The following is a 15,727-nucleotide window of genomic DNA, read 5'->3' as shown; positions in this document are numbered from 1 at the left end:
ATTTATACCTAAAAAATGGGTAGTAGTACGAATTTACTCTTCATATAAACATGATTACTATTCATGTGGATAAATACTTAAATATCCCAAGGCTACAAATCATTTTTTAAATATAGACATAAAAATTTATCGTAAAGTTTAAATAAACAGAAATATGTAAGGAATACATATAATGAATAGAAATTGTACTTTCGCTATTATCACAGGATTGCTATTAGCCACTTCCAATGTTGCATCTGCCAATAGTATTGAACAAGAAGGTTATTATGGTTCAATCAAAGTATTGAGGACATTCCAGGATGCTAAAAATATGGACACCAGCAGTCGCCCTGGTATTGGTTCATTTGTCTCTGGTCAGGATAGCGATAATTTTTACAATGGTTCAATAGCGGCCGGTTATCAATTTGGTAATGGTTGGCGTACTGAAGGTGAATATGTAGCCAAAAAAAAATCTACTTACACCAGTGGTTCTACTCGCTTCCCAACCAGCTTTAATCATCAATACATTAATGCTGAGCGGTTAATGCTAAATGGCTATCGTGATATTGCGCTAAGTCATGGTTTCGCTTTATATGGCACACTGGGTATCGGTGTTGCAAAAATTAGCTCAGACGGATGGCAAGGTAATCCTGCCCGTCAGTATGCGAGTAGCACACAGAACAATCTGACTTATACAATTGGCACAGGTGTTAGTTATTCACCTGTTGAATCACTGATTTTAGACCTCGGCTATCGCTATACTGATATGGGGGATGTTCAAAGTGGTTTCAATCAATTTGCAAATGCCAGAGCATTACAAGATGAACAGATGAAAGCACATTTGGTTTCAAGCGAATTTTTATTTGGTATACGTTACATATTTTAACCTTTTCTATCCCTGCTTTCGCGGGGATTTTATCCCTAATATTAATCAAATAGGCGCACCCAAACGCCGAGCTTATACATGACTTCAATAGATTGGAGGATAGATTTCTCATCTGCGGTTATCGGCCCTTGTCATTATTTTAAATTATTTTTAGTTGGAAAATTTAATGGGAATAGACTAAATATTTAGATACCAAAAATATTTATTGATAGGGCATCATGAAATATATAGTACTGTTTTTTTTCATCTTATGCGTAGCCTATGTGCACTTTCGCGGAAAGGTTCGTTATAAGTTCTGGCGTCAACTCTCAGACCATTCGACCTTTGTTTCACCAATCAATGTCTTTATGTATTTATTCTCGCGCGTTCCCACCACGCCTTATTTAAGACAGGATCTGTTCCCTGAACTTGCTGTACTGCGAGATAACTGGTTAAAAATCAGGGAGGAAGGTAAGGCATTAATGGAAATCCAACAAATCAAAGCATCGGATAAGTATAATGATGCCGGTTTTAATTCTTTCTTTAAAACGGGGTGGAAGCGTTTTTATTTGAAATGGTATGAAGATAGCCACCCATCAGCAATGACATTATGCCCCCACACCACCACTTTATTGAAAGGGTTACCATCAGTGAAAGCGGCGATGTTTGCTGAGTTACCGGATGGCAGCCGTTTACCTCGCCATCGCGATCCTTATGCGGGTTCCTTACGTTATCACCTTGGTTTAATCACTCCGAATGATGACCGCTGTTTTATTGATGTTGATGGTACGACCTACAGTTGGCGTGATGGAGAGGGAATATTGTTTGATGAAACTTATATTCATTATGCTGAAAATCAGAGTGGGCAGGATCGGCTGATTCTCTTTTGTGATATTGAACGCCCGATGCGGTATCGTTGGGCACAATGGGTTAATCATTGGTTAGGGCGCAATTTGATGAGTGCCGCCACCGCCCCTAATGAAGAAGGGGATAGGACTGGCGGGGTTAATCGTGCTTTCAAATATATCTATGCGGTACGCAAGGTAGGTAAGCGCCTGAAAGCCTGGAATCGGAGAATTTATTATTTGATCAAATGGCTATTATTTGGTGGCATTGCCGCATTGATTTTTTATGCGCTGTAGCTCCAGGTCAATAAAAAAGTAATCAAATAGCAAAAAGCCCGCTTATTTTTCTTCAAGCGGGCTTTCCTCATTAACATCCGATAGTTCTCACCTTCTAGTCCTCTAATCGTGTTGGTTGGTCTAAATTTAGGCCAAATAGTATGGAAAACTTCAGTTGTGAGCCGTTAAACTTCAAATGCAAATTTTTATTCCATAAAAAATTATTTTTGAAATAAAATGGTTAACCAAGTCACAAAAAAATCAATTTTCCTTACTGCTACTTCACTAAAAAATACCCGCCATGCCATCTATTTATCATTTTTTTTCGTTTAATATCAAATGGATATTTTTTATTCTTGTTGTTGAATGAGGGGGGGGTCCTGTTTTCACTCATGTTGGGTTAGAATTTAAGTATCATATTGTGATCGATATAGAATTTTAATTTCAATATGAATGATATGTTATGTCACGGTTAAGTTATTCAGGTGTTGCTGTAAGTTGTCTGGTGAACAGGTTGGAAACCGAAAATGTAAAAGGGGCATGCTAAACAGAAAAACACATCATAAGTAATATAACGTCACACTCTGTAAGAAAGTTTATTTGGCTTCAATAACTGCATTTATCTAATTAATAAATCAGAGTGTCAAAAAGTTTTTTCACTTTCTCTTTTGAAAGTGTAGAGGCGTTTTTTTTTAAAATCTTTTTGGCATTAAATGGATACTCAAATAAAAGGTAAGGATATGTCGTTAATGATGAATCTCAACGCACAACAGAGAAAACGATTACATCAAATAACATTAGTCGCTACCTTTGGTGGCTTGCTTTTTGGTTACGATACGGGTGTTATTAATGGTGCATTTTCGTCATTGAAAGAAAATATGGCACTGACACCGACGACAGTCGGTCTGGTCATGAGTGTGCTTTTGGTCGGTGCCGCTATTGGTAGTATCTTGGGCGGAAAGCTGGCTGACTTCTTTGGCCGAAGAAAATATTTACTCTATCTCTCCTTTGTTTTCTTTTTTGGTGCACTACTGTGCGCATTGTCTCCTAATATTACTTGTCTGTTGATTGCCCGGTTTGTACTCGGTTACGCAGTTGGCGGCGCATCTGTTACTGCACCCACATTTATATCCGAAGTTGCACCAACAGAAATGCGGGGTAAACTGACGGGATTAAATGAAGTAGCCATTGTATTTGGTCAATTAGCTGCATTTGCTGTGAATGCGGTGATCGGTATTGTTTGGGGACATCTTCCTGAAGTCTGGCGCTATATGTTATTGGTGCAGACTATTCCCGCGATTTGTTTATTGGCTGGAATGTGGCGTTCGCCAGAAAGTCCTCGCTGGCTGGTCAGTAAAAATCGACGTGAAGAAGCGTTAGCCATATTAAAGCAGATTCGCCCCGAAAAGCGTGCGATTAAAGAATTTGAAGATATCGTAACGTTGATTGATGTTGAAAAAGAAAAGCACTTATATGCAAAGAAAGATTGGGCTGTTATTTTTCATACGCCGTGGATCTTAAAATTAATCTTGGTAGGTATTGTTTGGGCAGCATTACAGCAAACAACCGGGGTTAACGTGATTATGTATTATGGCACTGAAATACTGAAGACTGCCGGGTTCTCTGAAAGAATGTCATTAATCTGCAACGTGTTAAATGGCGTATTTTCTGTCGGTGGTATGGTCATTGGGGTGCTTTTCCTGGTTGATCGTTTTAAACGGAAGACATTGATTATTTATGGTTTTGCACTCATGGCAACATTACACCTGATTATCGCCGGTGCAGATTATTATCTGATGGGTGAAATCAAGGCAACGGTCATTTGGTTGCTCGGCGCGTTATTTGTCGGTGTTATGCAAGGGACCATGGGTTTTCTTACCTGGGTCGTATTAGCTGAGCTTTTCCCATTAAAAATTCGCGGATTATCTATGGGGATTTCGGTGTTTTTCATGTGGATCATGAACGCAATAGTCAGTTACTTATTCCCGGTCTTACAAGCGAAGTTGGGCTTAGGCCCAGTATTCCTGATTTTTGCACTTATAAACTATCTGGCGATTATCTTTGTGGTCGCAGCCTTGCCAGAAACAGCTAATAAATCATTAGAGCAACTAGAAGAAGAACTGTCTTCCGGTAATTAATAGATACTGCTTTATATGAGACAAATGAGTCATCGCGCAAAGGGGACAGGTCATGCTAGATAATATTACTGCTGAAAATATCCATTTAGGATGTCATGCAAAAAATAAGGCTGAAGTTTTATCCATGGTAGGGAAAGAGTTTAAAGCTAAAGGGTATATTAACCAGGATTGTATTGCTTTCCTCACTGAAAGAGAGCAGCAAGTCTCTACGTTCCTGGGCAATGGTATTACCTTACCCCATCTACCAAAATCAGCTACCAATATTATCGTTAAAACAGGTGTTGAGATCTTCCAATTCCCGGATGGTGTTATTTGGGATAGAAGCAATGTGATGTTTATCGCCATTGGTGTTATCGCGAAAGAAAAAGAACATATCGATGTGCTAAAAGATATCGCCTCGATCTTTAGTGATGAAATTATTGCTAATGCACTCTCGCTGATTTCAAGTAAGCAGGATTTTCTGCGCATTCTTAATCGAAAATAGCGGTGAGTTTATATCGCTAATACTCAAGCCTGAGCAAATTATCAGATAATCAAAAGCCCGTTTAAGTTTCCTTAAGCGGGCAGCGCCAATTGTGATATCAAATTTAGCGCCAGCCTGTTGACTATAATCAACATTCCCTTGCATACCAATGCCGGCGATATGCCCCATTAACTCCAGCTCGGCAAACCGATTACCGATGATTTGCACCGGCATACCTTCCCGTAATAGATGTAAATCGATCTCTTCTACGCGCGTTAGTATTCTAAATGTATCTTGGCTAATAATATCGATCAGCGGGGTGCCTACGCCGACGGGCATACCTGGTTGTATGAGAAGCGGGCGACTATGTTCAGGGATTATGGGATGGGTTCAGTAGAGGGGGCTGGTAGGGCTTATCTAAATTTGGCTTTCTGACTGGGTACAGCCTCAAAAATAACAGGTATAATCCCACAAATTATTCAACTGACTTAGAAACTAAGATGACAAAACTTACCTTACAAGAGCAGATGCTAAAAGCTGGATTAGTGAGCAGCAAAAAAATGGCTAAAGTCCAAAGGACAGCTAAAAAGTCACGAGTTCAGGCTCGTGAGGCGAGAGAAGCTGTGGAAGAAAATAAAAAAGCACAACTTGAGCGAGATAAACAGCTAAGTGAGCAACAAAAACAAGCTGCTTTATCTAAAGAGTATAAAGCTCAGGTGAAGCAGCTGATTGAAATGAACAGAATCAATCTTTCAAAAGGCGATATTGGTTTTAACTTCACAGATAATAATTTAATAAAAAAAATAGTTGTGGATAAGGTGACGCAAGCTCAGCTGATTAGTGGTCGTCTAGCTATTGCTCGAGTCGTTGCGGATAACAGTGGCGAAAGTGAATACGCTATTATCCCCGCGAGTGTCGCCGATAAAATTGCGCAGCGAGATGCGAACAGTATTGTCTTAAATAGTGCACTTAGTCAGGAAGAGCAAGATGAAGAAGATCCGTATGCTGATTTTAAAGTGCCTGATGATTTGATGTGGTAATTAACTGTTCTCAGAACGGGCTGGCATGACTGATTTTGATCCACTCCCCGCTAATGGGATGAACAAAATGTAACTCACTGGCGTGCAGCATTAGCCGTGGTGTCTGTTCGGTTCCCGGAAGCAAGCGACCGCCATACAGGTCGCACCCCCAAATCGGGTGACCCAACAGCTGGCAGTGGATGCGCAGCTGATGAGTACGCCCGGTTTCTGGGAGTAGCTGTACTCGCGTCAATGGTAGTAACCTTCCGTCCTCCAACTCATAATAAAAACGTTCAACCACTCGATAGCCGGAGCGAGCGGGCTTGCCGTGGGTTGCGCAAATCGACATCAGTGGGAACAGCGCGGGATCTTTGGCAATTGCTGCGTCTATCACCCCTTCGTTGTCGTCCAGATGTCCGCAAAGCAGTGCGCTGTAGACTTTGGTCACTGAGCGCTGGCTGAACTGTTGGCAGAGAGCGGCATTGATAGCCTTATTGCGGGCAATCACCATCAGCCCGGAAGTCCCGAAATCGAGGCGGTGGACTAGGGTGCAGCCGGGGAATATCTGAACCAGCCGATGATGCACCGAATCGAGATTTTGCAGGTTTTTACCTGAGAGGCTGAGTAACCCCGTGGGTTTATTGATAAGTACCAAGTGATCGTCCTGATAGAGTATCTCTATCTCGTCATGGCACCGCGGGGCAATAAAGGTATCGATGATCTTAGACATCAGGTAACCCAGATGGAGAGTGGGGGCGGATGATAACGAATTTTAAGTCGGCTGACGAATCTGGCTATTTAATTTAGTAAAATTGATGTGTATTTAAAGCGTATTTCCTCATAGGTTAAACAGTAGATTTTTATCGCATAATAAATAATTTTCATTATCATTGCGTTTCCGTATTCAAAGTTCATTCCGCTAAAGAGTTGTGTTAAATGAAAAAGGTCATCTATGCGTTAGGCATGGTACTCGCCTCAGTCAGTTCTGCTTTGGCAACCACGTATCCTCTAACGATTGAGAATTGTGGATATAAAGAGGCGTTTACCAAAGCTCCTGAGCGTGTCGTTGCATTGGGACAAAATACCGTCGAGGTTCTGCTGTTATTAGGATTGCAGGATAAGATAGTTGCTAGTGCGTTTTGGCCGACTAAAGTTCTGCCACAACTTGCTGAACAGAATGAAAAAATCAAAATGCTGACGGTAGAAATACCGACGCTTGAATCTATTCTTGCCCAAAATCCTGATTTCGTTCCCGCACAGCTGCCTTTGTTGCTTGGTCCGGAAAGTAAAGTCGCCAAGCGTGAAGATTTTGCCACCGTTGGCGTAAATAGCTATATGTCTCCTGGGATGTGTGCAACCACCAAAGATATTGGTGATATGTACGGCAGCCGCCAAAAACTGTGGGACATGACATTCCTTTATAAAGAGATTGAAGATTTCTCCAAAATCTTCAATGTGGAAGATCGCGGTCAGGCGCTCATTACCGATTTTAAAAAACGCGAAGCAGATCTTCGTCATGAGTTCGGCAAAAACCACAAAGATCTTTCATTTGTTTTCTGGTTCTCCAGCGCTTCTCCCTCCGCTGACGCTTATGTTGGCGGCAAGAACAGCGCTTCGGGTTTTATCGCTAATGTGTTAGGCGGGCATAACGCTATCACTTCAGAGACAGAGTGGCCAACTGTTGGTTGGGAGAGCATCATTGCCGCGAATCCTGACGTGATTGTAGTTTCAAGTCTTGACCGCAATCGCTGGGCGCTTGATAACGCGGAAGAAAAGATTAAATTCCTCAAAACTGATCCTGCTGTTAGTCAATTAGATGCAGTGAAAAAAGGTCACATAGTTGTGATGGATGGCCAGGCTATGAACCCAACTATTCGGACAATCTATGGTGCGGAACAAGTTGGTGAACAGCTCAGAAATCTGGGACTAAATAAGTGACCGCTCTGGCACAGCCGATGAAACAGACGTTTCTGCTAGGTGTATCGAGTATCTTTTCAGTGGGATTGTTATTGCTGGTGATCGCGATTGGCGTCAGCGTGGGTGAGCTTTCTATCCCTTTGCGAAGCGTGTTCTATGCCATTAGCAATAAACTTGGGCTGACAGAAGTCCCCCTTAGCCGCATTTATGAAAGTGTCATTTGGGACTTTCGACTGAGCCGTGCGCTGGTTGCGGCTGGTTGCGGCGCTGGGTTGGCGATCTGTGGTGTGGTACTGCAAAGCCTGCTAAAGAATGCGCTAGCAGAACCTTACGTTCTCGGTGTTTCTGCGGGCGCTTCAACTGGTGCGGTTTCAGTAGTCGTACTGGGCATTGGCACTGGTGCTGTATCGCTCTCGGCTGGAGCATTTGCGGGGGCACTTGCCGCCTTCATATTTGTTGCCTTTTTGACCAATGGCGCGCGCGGCGGTAACGAGCGCACCATACTGGCAGGCGTTGCTGCATCTCAGCTCTTCAATGCTATTACCGCTTACACCATTAGTACATCGGCCAGCGCGCAGCAGGCACGTGACGTAATGTTCTGGTTATTGGGCAGTTTCAGCGGTGTGAGATGGCCTGAGTTTCAACTTGTTCTGGTTGTCGTGCTGGTTGGGTTTGCCGTGTGCCTTTACTATTCTCGAGCATTAGATGCTTTTACTTTTGGCGATGATGCGGCAGCCTCTCTTGGCATTGCTGTTCCCTGGGTTCGTCTGATCCTGTTCACCATCACTGCACTGATCACTGCCACTATTGTTAGCATGGCCGGTTCTATTGGCTTTGTGGGATTGGTCGTCCCGCACGTCATGCGCTTCTTTTTTGGGCCGTTGCATCGCCGGTTGCTGATCACCAGTGCATTGGCAGGCGCTATCTTGATGGTGCTGGCCGATATCGCTTCACGTCTATTGATCGCCCCACAAAGTCTCCCGGTTGGTGTGGTTACTGCGCTGGTTGGCGTGCCGTTCTTTGCAGTCATTATCTACCGCTCAAGGAATAAGTAATGAGTATCGCCGCTGAAAATATTACTTGGAGGGTGGGTAAAAAAACCATCGTTAACAACGTCTCGCTGAGTGTTTCGAGTGGAGAAACAGTCGGGCTACTTGGCCCTAATGGCTGCGGTAAGTCATCATTGTTGCGGATCCTCGCTGGGTTACGGCGCCCTGACTCAGGTGCTGTCACATTGGATAGGCAAAATATCGCCCAGATGGCTAAAAAGCAGTTAGCGCGCCGGGTGGCTTTTGTGGAGCAACACGGCATGACTGAGGCGAATATGCGCGTTGTCGACGTGGTCAAATTGGGGCGTATTCCTCACCACACTCCATTTTCTAACTGGAGCGCGCAAGATGACGATACTGTTACTGCCGCGCTCCAGCGCGTGGATATGCTGAGCAAAAGCGAGCAGGGGTGGCTGAGTTTATCGGGTGGCGAGCGCCAGCGTGTACACATTGCACGAGCTCTCGCTCAGTCGCCTACTGAGATTCTCCTTGATGAGCCGACCAACCATCTGGATATCCATCATCAGATACAGTTGATGAAACTCGTTAGCGAACTGCCCGTGACCAGCATTATCGCTATTCATGATCTCAACCATGCCGCCATGTTCTGTGACGCGTTGATTGTGATGCAACAGGGGCAGATTGTCGCCTCTGGTAGTCCGCAGGAGATCCTCACAGAATCTCTGCTTTGGGATGTGTTCAGGGTAGAGACAAAGATTGAGATCTCACCTTTCCACGGAAAAAAACATATCCACTACATCATTTAAGACCAGGTCATGAGCATGCCTTTGCCAATTCTGCGGCCAGCTACTCAGCTTTGGCCGCCTGTGTTACTAGGTAGCCAGTTCGTTTTTAATATTGGCTTTTACGCTGTTGTACCATTTCTGGCGGTATTTTTACGCGAAGATATGATGCTGTCCGGCGGACTCATCGGGCTGATATTAGGCCTGCGAACCTTTTCGCAGCAAGGCATGTTTATTGTTGGCGGCGCGTTGTCTGATCGCTACGGTGCACGTATCGTTATCCTCTGCGGTTGTATGATCCGTGTGGCGGGTTATCTGCTACTGGCACTTGGGCAGTCTTTGTATCCGATTATCATTGGTGCCTGTCTTACCGGCATCGGCGGTGCCCTGTTTTCTCCTTCAATCGAAGCGTTATTGGCAAAGGCAGGAACGCAAAGTGAATCACAAGGGAAACGCAGCCGGGCAGAATGGTTTGCGTTGTTTGCGGTTTGTGGCGAACTGGGAGCAGTACTTGGTCCGGTGGCGGGGGCCCTGTTAACAGGATTAGGTTTTCGCCAGGTTGCACTGGCGGGGTCTGGTGTCTTCGTAGTAGCACTGGTAGTGCTATTTTTTTGTCTTCCACCAACAGATGTGAAGAAACAGACACTAAACATTCTTCCGTGGTGGACTACATTCCGTAAGCCACGGTTTGTCGCTTTTATTATTGCCTATAGCTCATGGCTGTTAAGTTATAACCAGTTATATTTTGCGCTTCCTGTGGAAATTCAACGTGCTGGCGGTAGCGAAAAAGATCTTGGCCCATTGTTCATGTTGGCATCGTTGCTGATTATTACCCTACAGTTACCACTTGCGCGTTTTGCTCGCCGGATAGGCGCTGTGCGTATCCTGCCCGTGGGTTTTTTGCTTATTTCTGCTTCATTTCTAAGCGTCGCGCTATTTGCTGCCACCCCTCCACCAGAAAACGAGCTGCGGCTTTTGCCTTCCGTCTATTTTGTGACGTTACTGACCCTAGGACAAATGTTGTTGGTGCCTTCAGTGAAAGATTTGATTCCTTGGTTTGCTAAGGAGTCGACACTAGGCGCGCACTATGGTGCGCTTGCTTCTGCCGGAGGATGTGCGGTATTGGCGGGAAATTTCTTTCTCGGCAACCAACTTGACGCTGCATTGACGCCTTCCCATGAGGCTATCTTCCCTTGGCTACAACTGGCTTTTTTCCCGTTCTGTAGCGCAATAGCAATGGTTGTGATTTGCCGACCTATGCGAAAATAGCCTGCACAAAATCATCAGAGCGTATGAAGCAAAAATCGGCGACAAGGGCCGAAATGCAGGGCTGTTATGTTATGCATTATCTATGGTTGGTACTCATTGATTCGGGACAATAGAAAGAACTCATCCACCCTAAAATAAAAGCAAAAAGCCCGCTTAAGTTTCCTTAAGCGGGCTTCTCTAATTTGGCTCCTCTGACTGGACTCGAACCAGTGACATACGGATTAACAGTCCGCCGTTCTACCGACTGAACTACAGAGGAATCGTGTGAACGAGGCGAATAATAGCGAGGGTGGTGGCGTTTGTCAAAGTAGAAAAACACTAAAAATGCGCATTTGCTGAGAGAATGAGCTTATTGGCTTGTTTTTCAGCAAACTTGTCTGCTTTCCCGCTATTTTCATCTGATTTTTATTTAGATTCATCACGACATGTTACGGTGTCACTTTGACTAACTGGCTGTTTTTCACCTGATTACCGGCATCATCGAAATAAACATACTCCAAGGTCAGTTTTCCGTTGAGCGAGGTGGGAGGATGTTCAAATTGATACTGTCGAACAGCAAACGGAGTGATCATCATGTTCATCTGTTGCGCGATGGTATGCTTTTGTTGTGCGCTGTTGAGCTGCATCTGACCGAATGAAACATGATATGGCGTAGGATTATGAACGGTGAGGACGTATTCTTTATTTTGTTTTTGCAGAGTAAAACTCACCTTTTTCATCGCTTCATCCGGTTCCGGTGTTAATCCCTTAGGCCGATGAAAAATTTTCATCTGCGTGTTCATTGCCATCGCGAGTTGAGCATGAGCCTCGGCATTGCGCGGTGTTTTAGGTGGAATTTCATAGAGGTTAAGCCAATAAACTGACTCTCGATCAGCGGGCAGATTGTCACCTTTATTAATAATACGCAGCGCTTGTGCAGAACCAGATTGCATTTTAAAAACTGCCGGTAACACCATAAACGGCGCTTCCGCCTGGTCCGGTGTGCTATCGACGTCGCCATTGTCGACCCAAGTCTGTACGACGACTGGGTAATCATTGGTATTCGCCAGCATCAATGTACGCTCGCGTGACTCGGGTTGATAAATCATCCGGGTTGAGCTTGCAACAAGCCCCGCGTGAGTAGCTTGATTGATATTGAACATCAATAAAAACAGGCACAAGTATCTCATTGTATTTTCACCAAAACATAGGCTGTAGCATCAATTTTACCGGCTGTTGGTGTGCCGTTCGGTAGTTTTTTTAATGTGGCAGTGAAATGGTGCGAATAGCTGTTGAAACCCGCAGCATTACTGCCATTAGCATTAGCCCCGGTGAGAACCGGATACCAACCTGCACTGGTAGTGGAAATACAGTTGCTGACACATCCCCCCCAGCCAACAAAATTCATCGCTTTGCCGCTGCTGTCACTGAGACTGATCCCCACGCCTGTAGCAATACGTTTGTCTGTACCATAGTGATCGGAAAGCAGATAACTGACACCGTCTGCAGAATTGACCAATCCTAAGCCTTGAGCAATCAGATACCCTGGTAATGAGGTCTGAATACCGAGCGCGGTTTGTCCACTATTAATGCCTGACTCAGTGCCAGATTGGCATTCAATATCAACAGTAATATCCGCACTACGTGTTTGATTATCATTGAGTTCATTCACAGTGATAATGGGGAAAACGACATAAGGTGTTACGTTGCGCACGACGCAGGTGTTTTTGCGTGTCAGGACGGATACCGGTGAGGTATTCATACCAAACGCCATATAGCGGCCTGTCCCCCATGTCTGATAATTGGTCGCGGAATCATAGCCTGTTTCTGGTACTGGCATCCCAGGGCCTTTGAACACCACATATCCATTAGGTTGATTACAGGTATAGCTGCCGGAGTAATTCTCTGCCGCAGGGCCCGGACAGCCCCAGCTGGAAGGGCCTGGAGTACGATCCACCGTACCGACCTTTTTCAGTTCGGCGCGGATTTGGCTGAAGTGCTTGCCTTTAATCTGAATTTTATTACCGACTACATCGTATTTCTTCAATGGAACCTGTTGCCAGATTCGGGTGAACTCAATACCGCTATCGACATGAATAAGTTTTAACGCGGTATAAGGGAAAAAGGTCTGAAAATAGTTGTCGCCCATATTGGTATAGCCGCCAACATTACTGTCGCCGTTAGTCGCAAAGACTTCAAATAAGCTGTCTTTATCGGCGACATCACACTCATAGATGACAGCCTCGGGATCTGACCAGAAGCGGGCAGGGACCAGGCTGATAATGCTAGAGGCCAGAATTGAATCGATAGGTTGAATGTAATTACTGGTGACATTGATATTGCCTAGTTGCAATGAGGCACCGTAGTTATCCCCACCGATATTTGCGCCTTTCCAAACACATTGGGCATAGCCGGGCAAGGCGAGGCTCAATAATCCGAGTGAAAAAAACCAACGCCAACGACGTGAGAAAAGAGATTTGCCTTGATAATGGTAGGCCGCAAGGCGTGTCATAGGATTCATACTGTTTCTCTGATTCAATGCTGGGTAGCGACACACAAGGCATCGAGTTTATACAGCTGTCTATCTTTATTGGGCGTTCCGAGATCGTAATCTAGCTGGCAGCGCTCATGAGCGGTATCACCCCATACCAGCAGCAGCGTTCCGCGGGCTTGTTCGGCTCGCAAATATGCCTGACTGGCTTGCCCGACCATGCCAACTTCCACATCTTGGGGGTGATTATCGTCATGGTTGTTGGTTGGGGCACTCGTGGTGTAAACCACCGCCCCCATCGGCACTTGGCTGCCGTCAGCAAGTTTGACCGTGATTAAGAGTGGGTATCCGCTGAGGGTGCGAAAACGGACTTTGACTGCTGAACCGGCATAAGGCGCAATTTGGCGCTCCCCGTCCTGGAGTTCAGTATTGAAATCCATACCCTCAGGATCGAGTGTGATGGTGTTATAGCGATAGGGCGTCAGGGTCGGAACCAAGGCATAGCCGAAGCCGTCGATTTTTGCCCCTTGCCCATACATGACTTTGGCCCCGCTGGCTCCTTTTGCCTCAATCAGCGCAAAGGTATCACTCAGATACGGCCCCAGCGTGACTCCTCCGCGGTGAAAAGCAATGGCCCCACGGGTGCTAGCTGAACCCTGCCAGTAACCAGGGCTTACTGAAGCACTGCCACTCAGGCTGGTGACCGGCAGGCGTTTTTGCAGGCTGCCACTAAAGGTATTTTCTTTGGACTGCTCACTGCGGGCAAAGTCCATGCTGTAACTGGCTGACTGATCGTCGCCCATCACACCGGCCAGCGAAGTCTGATAGCTGGCACCACTGATTCGACTATTAACAGCGCCGGCAGAGACATAGGGGGCCTGAGGGTTGCCACCTAATGGGAATGAAAGGGACATTTGCACCACGGTTTCATTGGTAGCAAGAATATTCGCTCCATTCGCCGCTGGCATACCGCTGCCGGGGTCAACAAAGAAAGTTTCGTTGGTCGTCGCCCCTCCGGTTTTTTGTTTTGAAATGGCCAGGTTAAAACTGGTATTACGCCATAGAGTATTGGCATAACCCAATTGCAACTGGGTATCTCGCTCGCGTGAATTGCGGTAATCCTGTGAAGATGCCGTCAAATACAATGAGCCGTAACTGTTAAGATTCTGATTAAGGGAGATTTCAGTCCGGCTGCGCTGTTGGTAAGTTCCTGAGCTCCATACTTTGCCGTTGCTGGCCGCCCGTATACCCAATACATCACTTAAGTCACGGTAACCTTCCGTTGAATAACGGTAGCCCGCCACTGATAAGGTGGTGTTAGTGGTTTCAAAGGTACGACTGAAAGAAGCCCGCGTCATCCAGCCATTCTGCGATTTGTTTTCTGGTGAATTGGTATCGCTCGGAAGGCTGGCATGGGAATAGGTGGCATCCAGCCCCAAGGCACCTATATAGTGGGCAAAAACGCTACCCAGCATCACGGCCTGATATCCCGAGGCCAGCCGAATCCCGCTATTGGCCGTAATAGCGTTACTCACTCCCTGTTGATAGGTTAGCTCACCGAACAGTTCTTTACTGCCCAGATCACGGACCTGACCTGCGGCGAAGCTATAGCGGGAATAACCGGGGCGTAATGATTCAGGCACCGATGAGAATGGCACTTGGAAGGTGCTTAGAGTGCCATCGGCTTCTTGAATTTCAACAGTTAAATCACCGCCAAAGTTTGTTGCGGTTAAGTCATTGAATTCAAATGCTCCGGGTGAAACAGTACTTTGATAAATTGGCCGATTATTCTGAAATACCGTAACCTTTGCATTGGTTCTGGCAATCCCCCGGATAACAGGAGCATAGCCACGTTGTGACTCCGGCAGCATGCGGTCATCGGTGCTCAGCGCAATACCGCTAAACCCCAGACTGGAGAAAAACTGGCCGGAACTGAATGTCTCACCTACAGTAGCTTCGCTGCCAAAACTGGGCAGAGCACGTTGGCTGTATAAACGATTAGATGTCCAGTTTGCCCCTCGGGTTGGGTCATAGCGCAAAGAGCCTTGTTGACGAAAACGCCACATTCCGGCATTGATGCCATTATTTAGGCTAAGATAGGTCGAGTCGGTGCTGCGTTTAATCCCATCTTTGTTATAACCCACATGATATTGGTTTAAGTTGTAATTACTAAAGCCAATGGTTTCTCCCGCAGTGAGATTACGAGGGTCAACATAGCCACGTGGGACATTCTTCACATACAGTTGTGGAATCGATAAATCAAAACGCAATTTGCCATAATCGAAACGATAGTCACTGGCAGGCAGCAGGGTTTTTAAATCCAGACAGTCATCTTCCTGATTGGCATTTTCCAGCACACTATCATTTACGCCAGCTTGCAGTAGTTGTGACGCTGAGAAGCAGGGAACAACAGCGTCATTTTTGGTCATAAATATCAGTTCGATACGATCGACAAACTTGTTGTTCATATAGAGATCAACTTGATATTTGCCTGCTTCATAACTGTCTTTTTTATTAAAGCGGGAGATGGCACCTAAGCCGAGTGATGAACCGCGCAATAATGCATCCTCAAACACATATTCGTCTTGCTTACTCTCATCTGCCGCTGACACAGAGTGACTGACCAACAGACCCTGTGTTAGCAGGTAGGATAACCAGGGAGCAAACCTCACGTTTTCTCCCTGTAGCCCGGCA

The 15,727-nt window shown here is 45.6% G+C and carries 14 protein-coding genes and 1 tRNA gene; 9 read left to right on the top strand and 6 right to left on the bottom strand.

All coding sequences use genetic code 11. The features are described 5' to 3' along the window. Positions 1 to 172 precede the first annotated feature (172 nt). From ACF3VQ_RS12600 to ACF3VQ_RS12585, 4 genes are all read left to right on the top strand, one after another. Positions 173 to 865: an outer membrane protein gene (locus tag ACF3VQ_RS12600; RefSeq protein ID WP_392431269.1), complete on the top strand. Its 693-nt coding sequence runs from the start codon at positions 173 to 175 to the stop codon at positions 863 to 865. 218 nt (positions 866 to 1,083) lie between these two features. Next, on the top strand, positions 1,084 to 1,986 hold the full coding sequence (gene lpxO / locus ACF3VQ_RS12595) for a lipid A hydroxylase LpxO (RefSeq protein WP_392431267.1): 903 nt from the start codon (positions 1,084 to 1,086) through the stop codon (positions 1,984 to 1,986). Between the two features lie 719 nt (positions 1,987 to 2,705). After that, on the top strand, positions 2,706 to 4,103 hold the full coding sequence (locus tag ACF3VQ_RS12590; RefSeq protein ID WP_392431265.1) for a sugar porter family MFS transporter: 1,398 nt from the start codon (positions 2,706 to 2,708) through the stop codon (positions 4,101 to 4,103). 52 nt (positions 4,104 to 4,155) lie between these two features. Continuing rightward, positions 4,156 to 4,587 carry a PTS sugar transporter subunit IIA gene (locus tag ACF3VQ_RS12585; RefSeq protein ID WP_392431263.1) on the top strand — a complete coding sequence of 144 codons (432 nt, stop codon included), beginning with the start codon at positions 4,156 to 4,158 and terminating at the stop codon, positions 4,585 to 4,587. On the opposite strand, the gene ACF3VQ_RS12580 is transcribed toward ACF3VQ_RS12585, so the two are convergent. Then, entirely contained in the window at positions 4,546 to 4,905 is a 360-nt protein-coding gene (locus ACF3VQ_RS12580) for a hypothetical protein (RefSeq protein ID WP_392431261.1), read from the bottom strand. The genes ACF3VQ_RS12585 and ACF3VQ_RS12580 overlap by 42 nt on opposite strands. Before the next feature lie 161 nt (positions 4,906 to 5,066). Here ACF3VQ_RS12580 and ACF3VQ_RS12575 point away from each other — a divergent pair, with 161 nt between their 5' ends. Next, complete coding sequence (locus tag ACF3VQ_RS12575; RefSeq protein ID WP_392431259.1) at positions 5,067 to 5,606, top strand: DUF2058 domain-containing protein; 540 nt, start codon at positions 5,067 to 5,069, stop codon at positions 5,604 to 5,606. Positions 5,607 to 5,616: 10 nt separating this feature from the next. Here the strand turns inward: ACF3VQ_RS12575 and ACF3VQ_RS12570 are convergent, their stop codons facing one another. Next, entirely contained in the window at positions 5,617 to 6,315 is a 699-nt protein-coding gene (locus tag ACF3VQ_RS12570; protein WP_392431257.1) for an RluA family pseudouridine synthase, read from the bottom strand. A 206-nt stretch (positions 6,316 to 6,521) separates the two neighbouring features. Between ACF3VQ_RS12570 and ACF3VQ_RS12565 the strand changes: the two genes are divergently transcribed. The 4 genes from ACF3VQ_RS12565 to ACF3VQ_RS12550 are packed head-to-tail and all read left to right on the top strand — an operon-like array spanning position 6,522 to position 10,563. After that, positions 6,522 to 7,523 carry an ABC transporter substrate-binding protein gene (locus tag ACF3VQ_RS12565; RefSeq protein ID WP_392431255.1) on the top strand — a complete coding sequence of 334 codons (1,002 nt, stop codon included), beginning with the start codon at positions 6,522 to 6,524 and terminating at the stop codon, positions 7,521 to 7,523. 17 nt (positions 7,524 to 7,540) lie between these two features. Beyond that, a complete protein-coding gene (locus ACF3VQ_RS12560) occupies positions 7,541 to 8,557 on the top strand; it encodes a FecCD family ABC transporter permease (protein WP_392431253.1) in 1,017 nt (338 codons plus the stop codon). Beyond that, the gene (locus tag ACF3VQ_RS12555) at positions 8,557 to 9,318 is read left to right on the top strand and encodes an ABC transporter ATP-binding protein (RefSeq protein WP_392431251.1); all 762 of its coding nucleotides are present in this window, start codon (positions 8,557 to 8,559) and stop codon (positions 9,316 to 9,318) included. Before ACF3VQ_RS12560 ends, ACF3VQ_RS12555 begins: the two co-directional genes overlap by 1 nt. Before the next feature lie 15 nt (positions 9,319 to 9,333). Further along, positions 9,334 to 10,563, top strand: a complete 1,230-nt coding sequence (locus ACF3VQ_RS12550; protein ID WP_392431250.1) for an MDR family MFS transporter — start codon at positions 9,334 to 9,336, stop codon at positions 10,561 to 10,563. Between the two features lie 183 nt (positions 10,564 to 10,746). Here ACF3VQ_RS12550 and ACF3VQ_RS12545 read toward each other — a convergent pair. The 4 genes from ACF3VQ_RS12545 to ACF3VQ_RS12530 all read right to left on the bottom strand — a co-directional run bounded on the left by ACF3VQ_RS12545 (position 10,747) and on the right by ACF3VQ_RS12530 (position 15,705). Then, positions 10,747 to 10,822: transfer RNA gene (locus ACF3VQ_RS12545), tRNA-Asn, on the bottom strand. 169 nt (positions 10,823 to 10,991) lie between these two features. After that, complete coding sequence (locus ACF3VQ_RS12540) at positions 10,992 to 11,732, bottom strand: molecular chaperone (RefSeq protein WP_392431249.1); 741 nt, start codon at positions 11,730 to 11,732, stop codon at positions 10,992 to 10,994. Continuing rightward, positions 11,729 to 13,063: a fimbrial protein gene (locus tag ACF3VQ_RS12535; RefSeq protein WP_392431247.1), complete on the bottom strand. Its 1,335-nt coding sequence runs from the start codon at positions 13,061 to 13,063 to the stop codon at positions 11,729 to 11,731. Before ACF3VQ_RS12535 ends, ACF3VQ_RS12540 begins: the two co-directional genes overlap by 4 nt. A 14-nt stretch (positions 13,064 to 13,077) precedes the next feature. Continuing rightward, entirely contained in the window at positions 13,078 to 15,705 is a 2,628-nt protein-coding gene (locus tag ACF3VQ_RS12530; RefSeq protein ID WP_392431245.1) for a fimbria/pilus outer membrane usher protein, read from the bottom strand. Between the last annotated feature and the right edge of the window lie 22 nt (positions 15,706 to 15,727).

Origin of the sequence: Yersinia fenwicki (assembly GCF_043099325.1) — a bacterium.
Classification (GTDB): domain Bacteria; phylum Pseudomonadota; class Gammaproteobacteria; order Enterobacterales; family Enterobacteriaceae; genus Yersinia.
Note: the sequence above shows the minus strand (reverse complement) of the source record. Positions and strands in the feature narration are given on the sequence as shown.

Bases quoted from the DNA above. Each gene is read 5' to 3' on its own strand.
- ACF3VQ_RS12535 (WP_392431247.1), bottom strand. From the start codon at position 13,063: ATGAATCCTATGACACGCCTTGCGGCCTACCATTATCAAGGCAAATCT.
- ACF3VQ_RS12565 (WP_392431255.1), top strand. From the start codon at position 6,522: ATGAAAAAGGTCATCTATGCGTTAGGCATGGTACTCGCCTCAGTCAGT.
- lpxO (WP_392431267.1), top strand. From the start codon at position 1,084: ATGAAATATATAGTACTGTTTTTTTTCATCTTATGCGTAGCCTATGTG.
- ACF3VQ_RS12555 (WP_392431251.1), top strand. From the start codon at position 8,557: ATGAGTATCGCCGCTGAAAATATTACTTGGAGGGTGGGTAAAAAAACC.
- ACF3VQ_RS12585 (WP_392431263.1), top strand. From the start codon at position 4,156: ATGCTAGATAATATTACTGCTGAAAATATCCATTTAGGATGTCATGCA.
- ACF3VQ_RS12575 (WP_392431259.1), top strand. From the start codon at position 5,067: ATGACAAAACTTACCTTACAAGAGCAGATGCTAAAAGCTGGATTAGTG.
- ACF3VQ_RS12540 (WP_392431249.1), bottom strand. From the start codon at position 11,732: ATGAGATACTTGTGCCTGTTTTTATTGATGTTCAATATCAATCAAGCT.
- ACF3VQ_RS12570 (WP_392431257.1), bottom strand. From the start codon at position 6,315: ATGTCTAAGATCATCGATACCTTTATTGCCCCGCGGTGCCATGACGAG.
- ACF3VQ_RS12580 (WP_392431261.1), bottom strand. From the start codon at position 4,905: ATGCCCGTCGGCGTAGGCACCCCGCTGATCGATATTATTAGCCAAGAT.
- ACF3VQ_RS12600 (WP_392431269.1), top strand. From the start codon at position 173: ATGAATAGAAATTGTACTTTCGCTATTATCACAGGATTGCTATTAGCC.
- ACF3VQ_RS12560 (WP_392431253.1), top strand. From the start codon at position 7,541: ATGAAACAGACGTTTCTGCTAGGTGTATCGAGTATCTTTTCAGTGGGA.
- ACF3VQ_RS12550 (WP_392431250.1), top strand. From the start codon at position 9,334: ATGCCTTTGCCAATTCTGCGGCCAGCTACTCAGCTTTGGCCGCCTGTG.
- ACF3VQ_RS12590 (WP_392431265.1), top strand. From the start codon at position 2,706: ATGTCGTTAATGATGAATCTCAACGCACAACAGAGAAAACGATTACAT.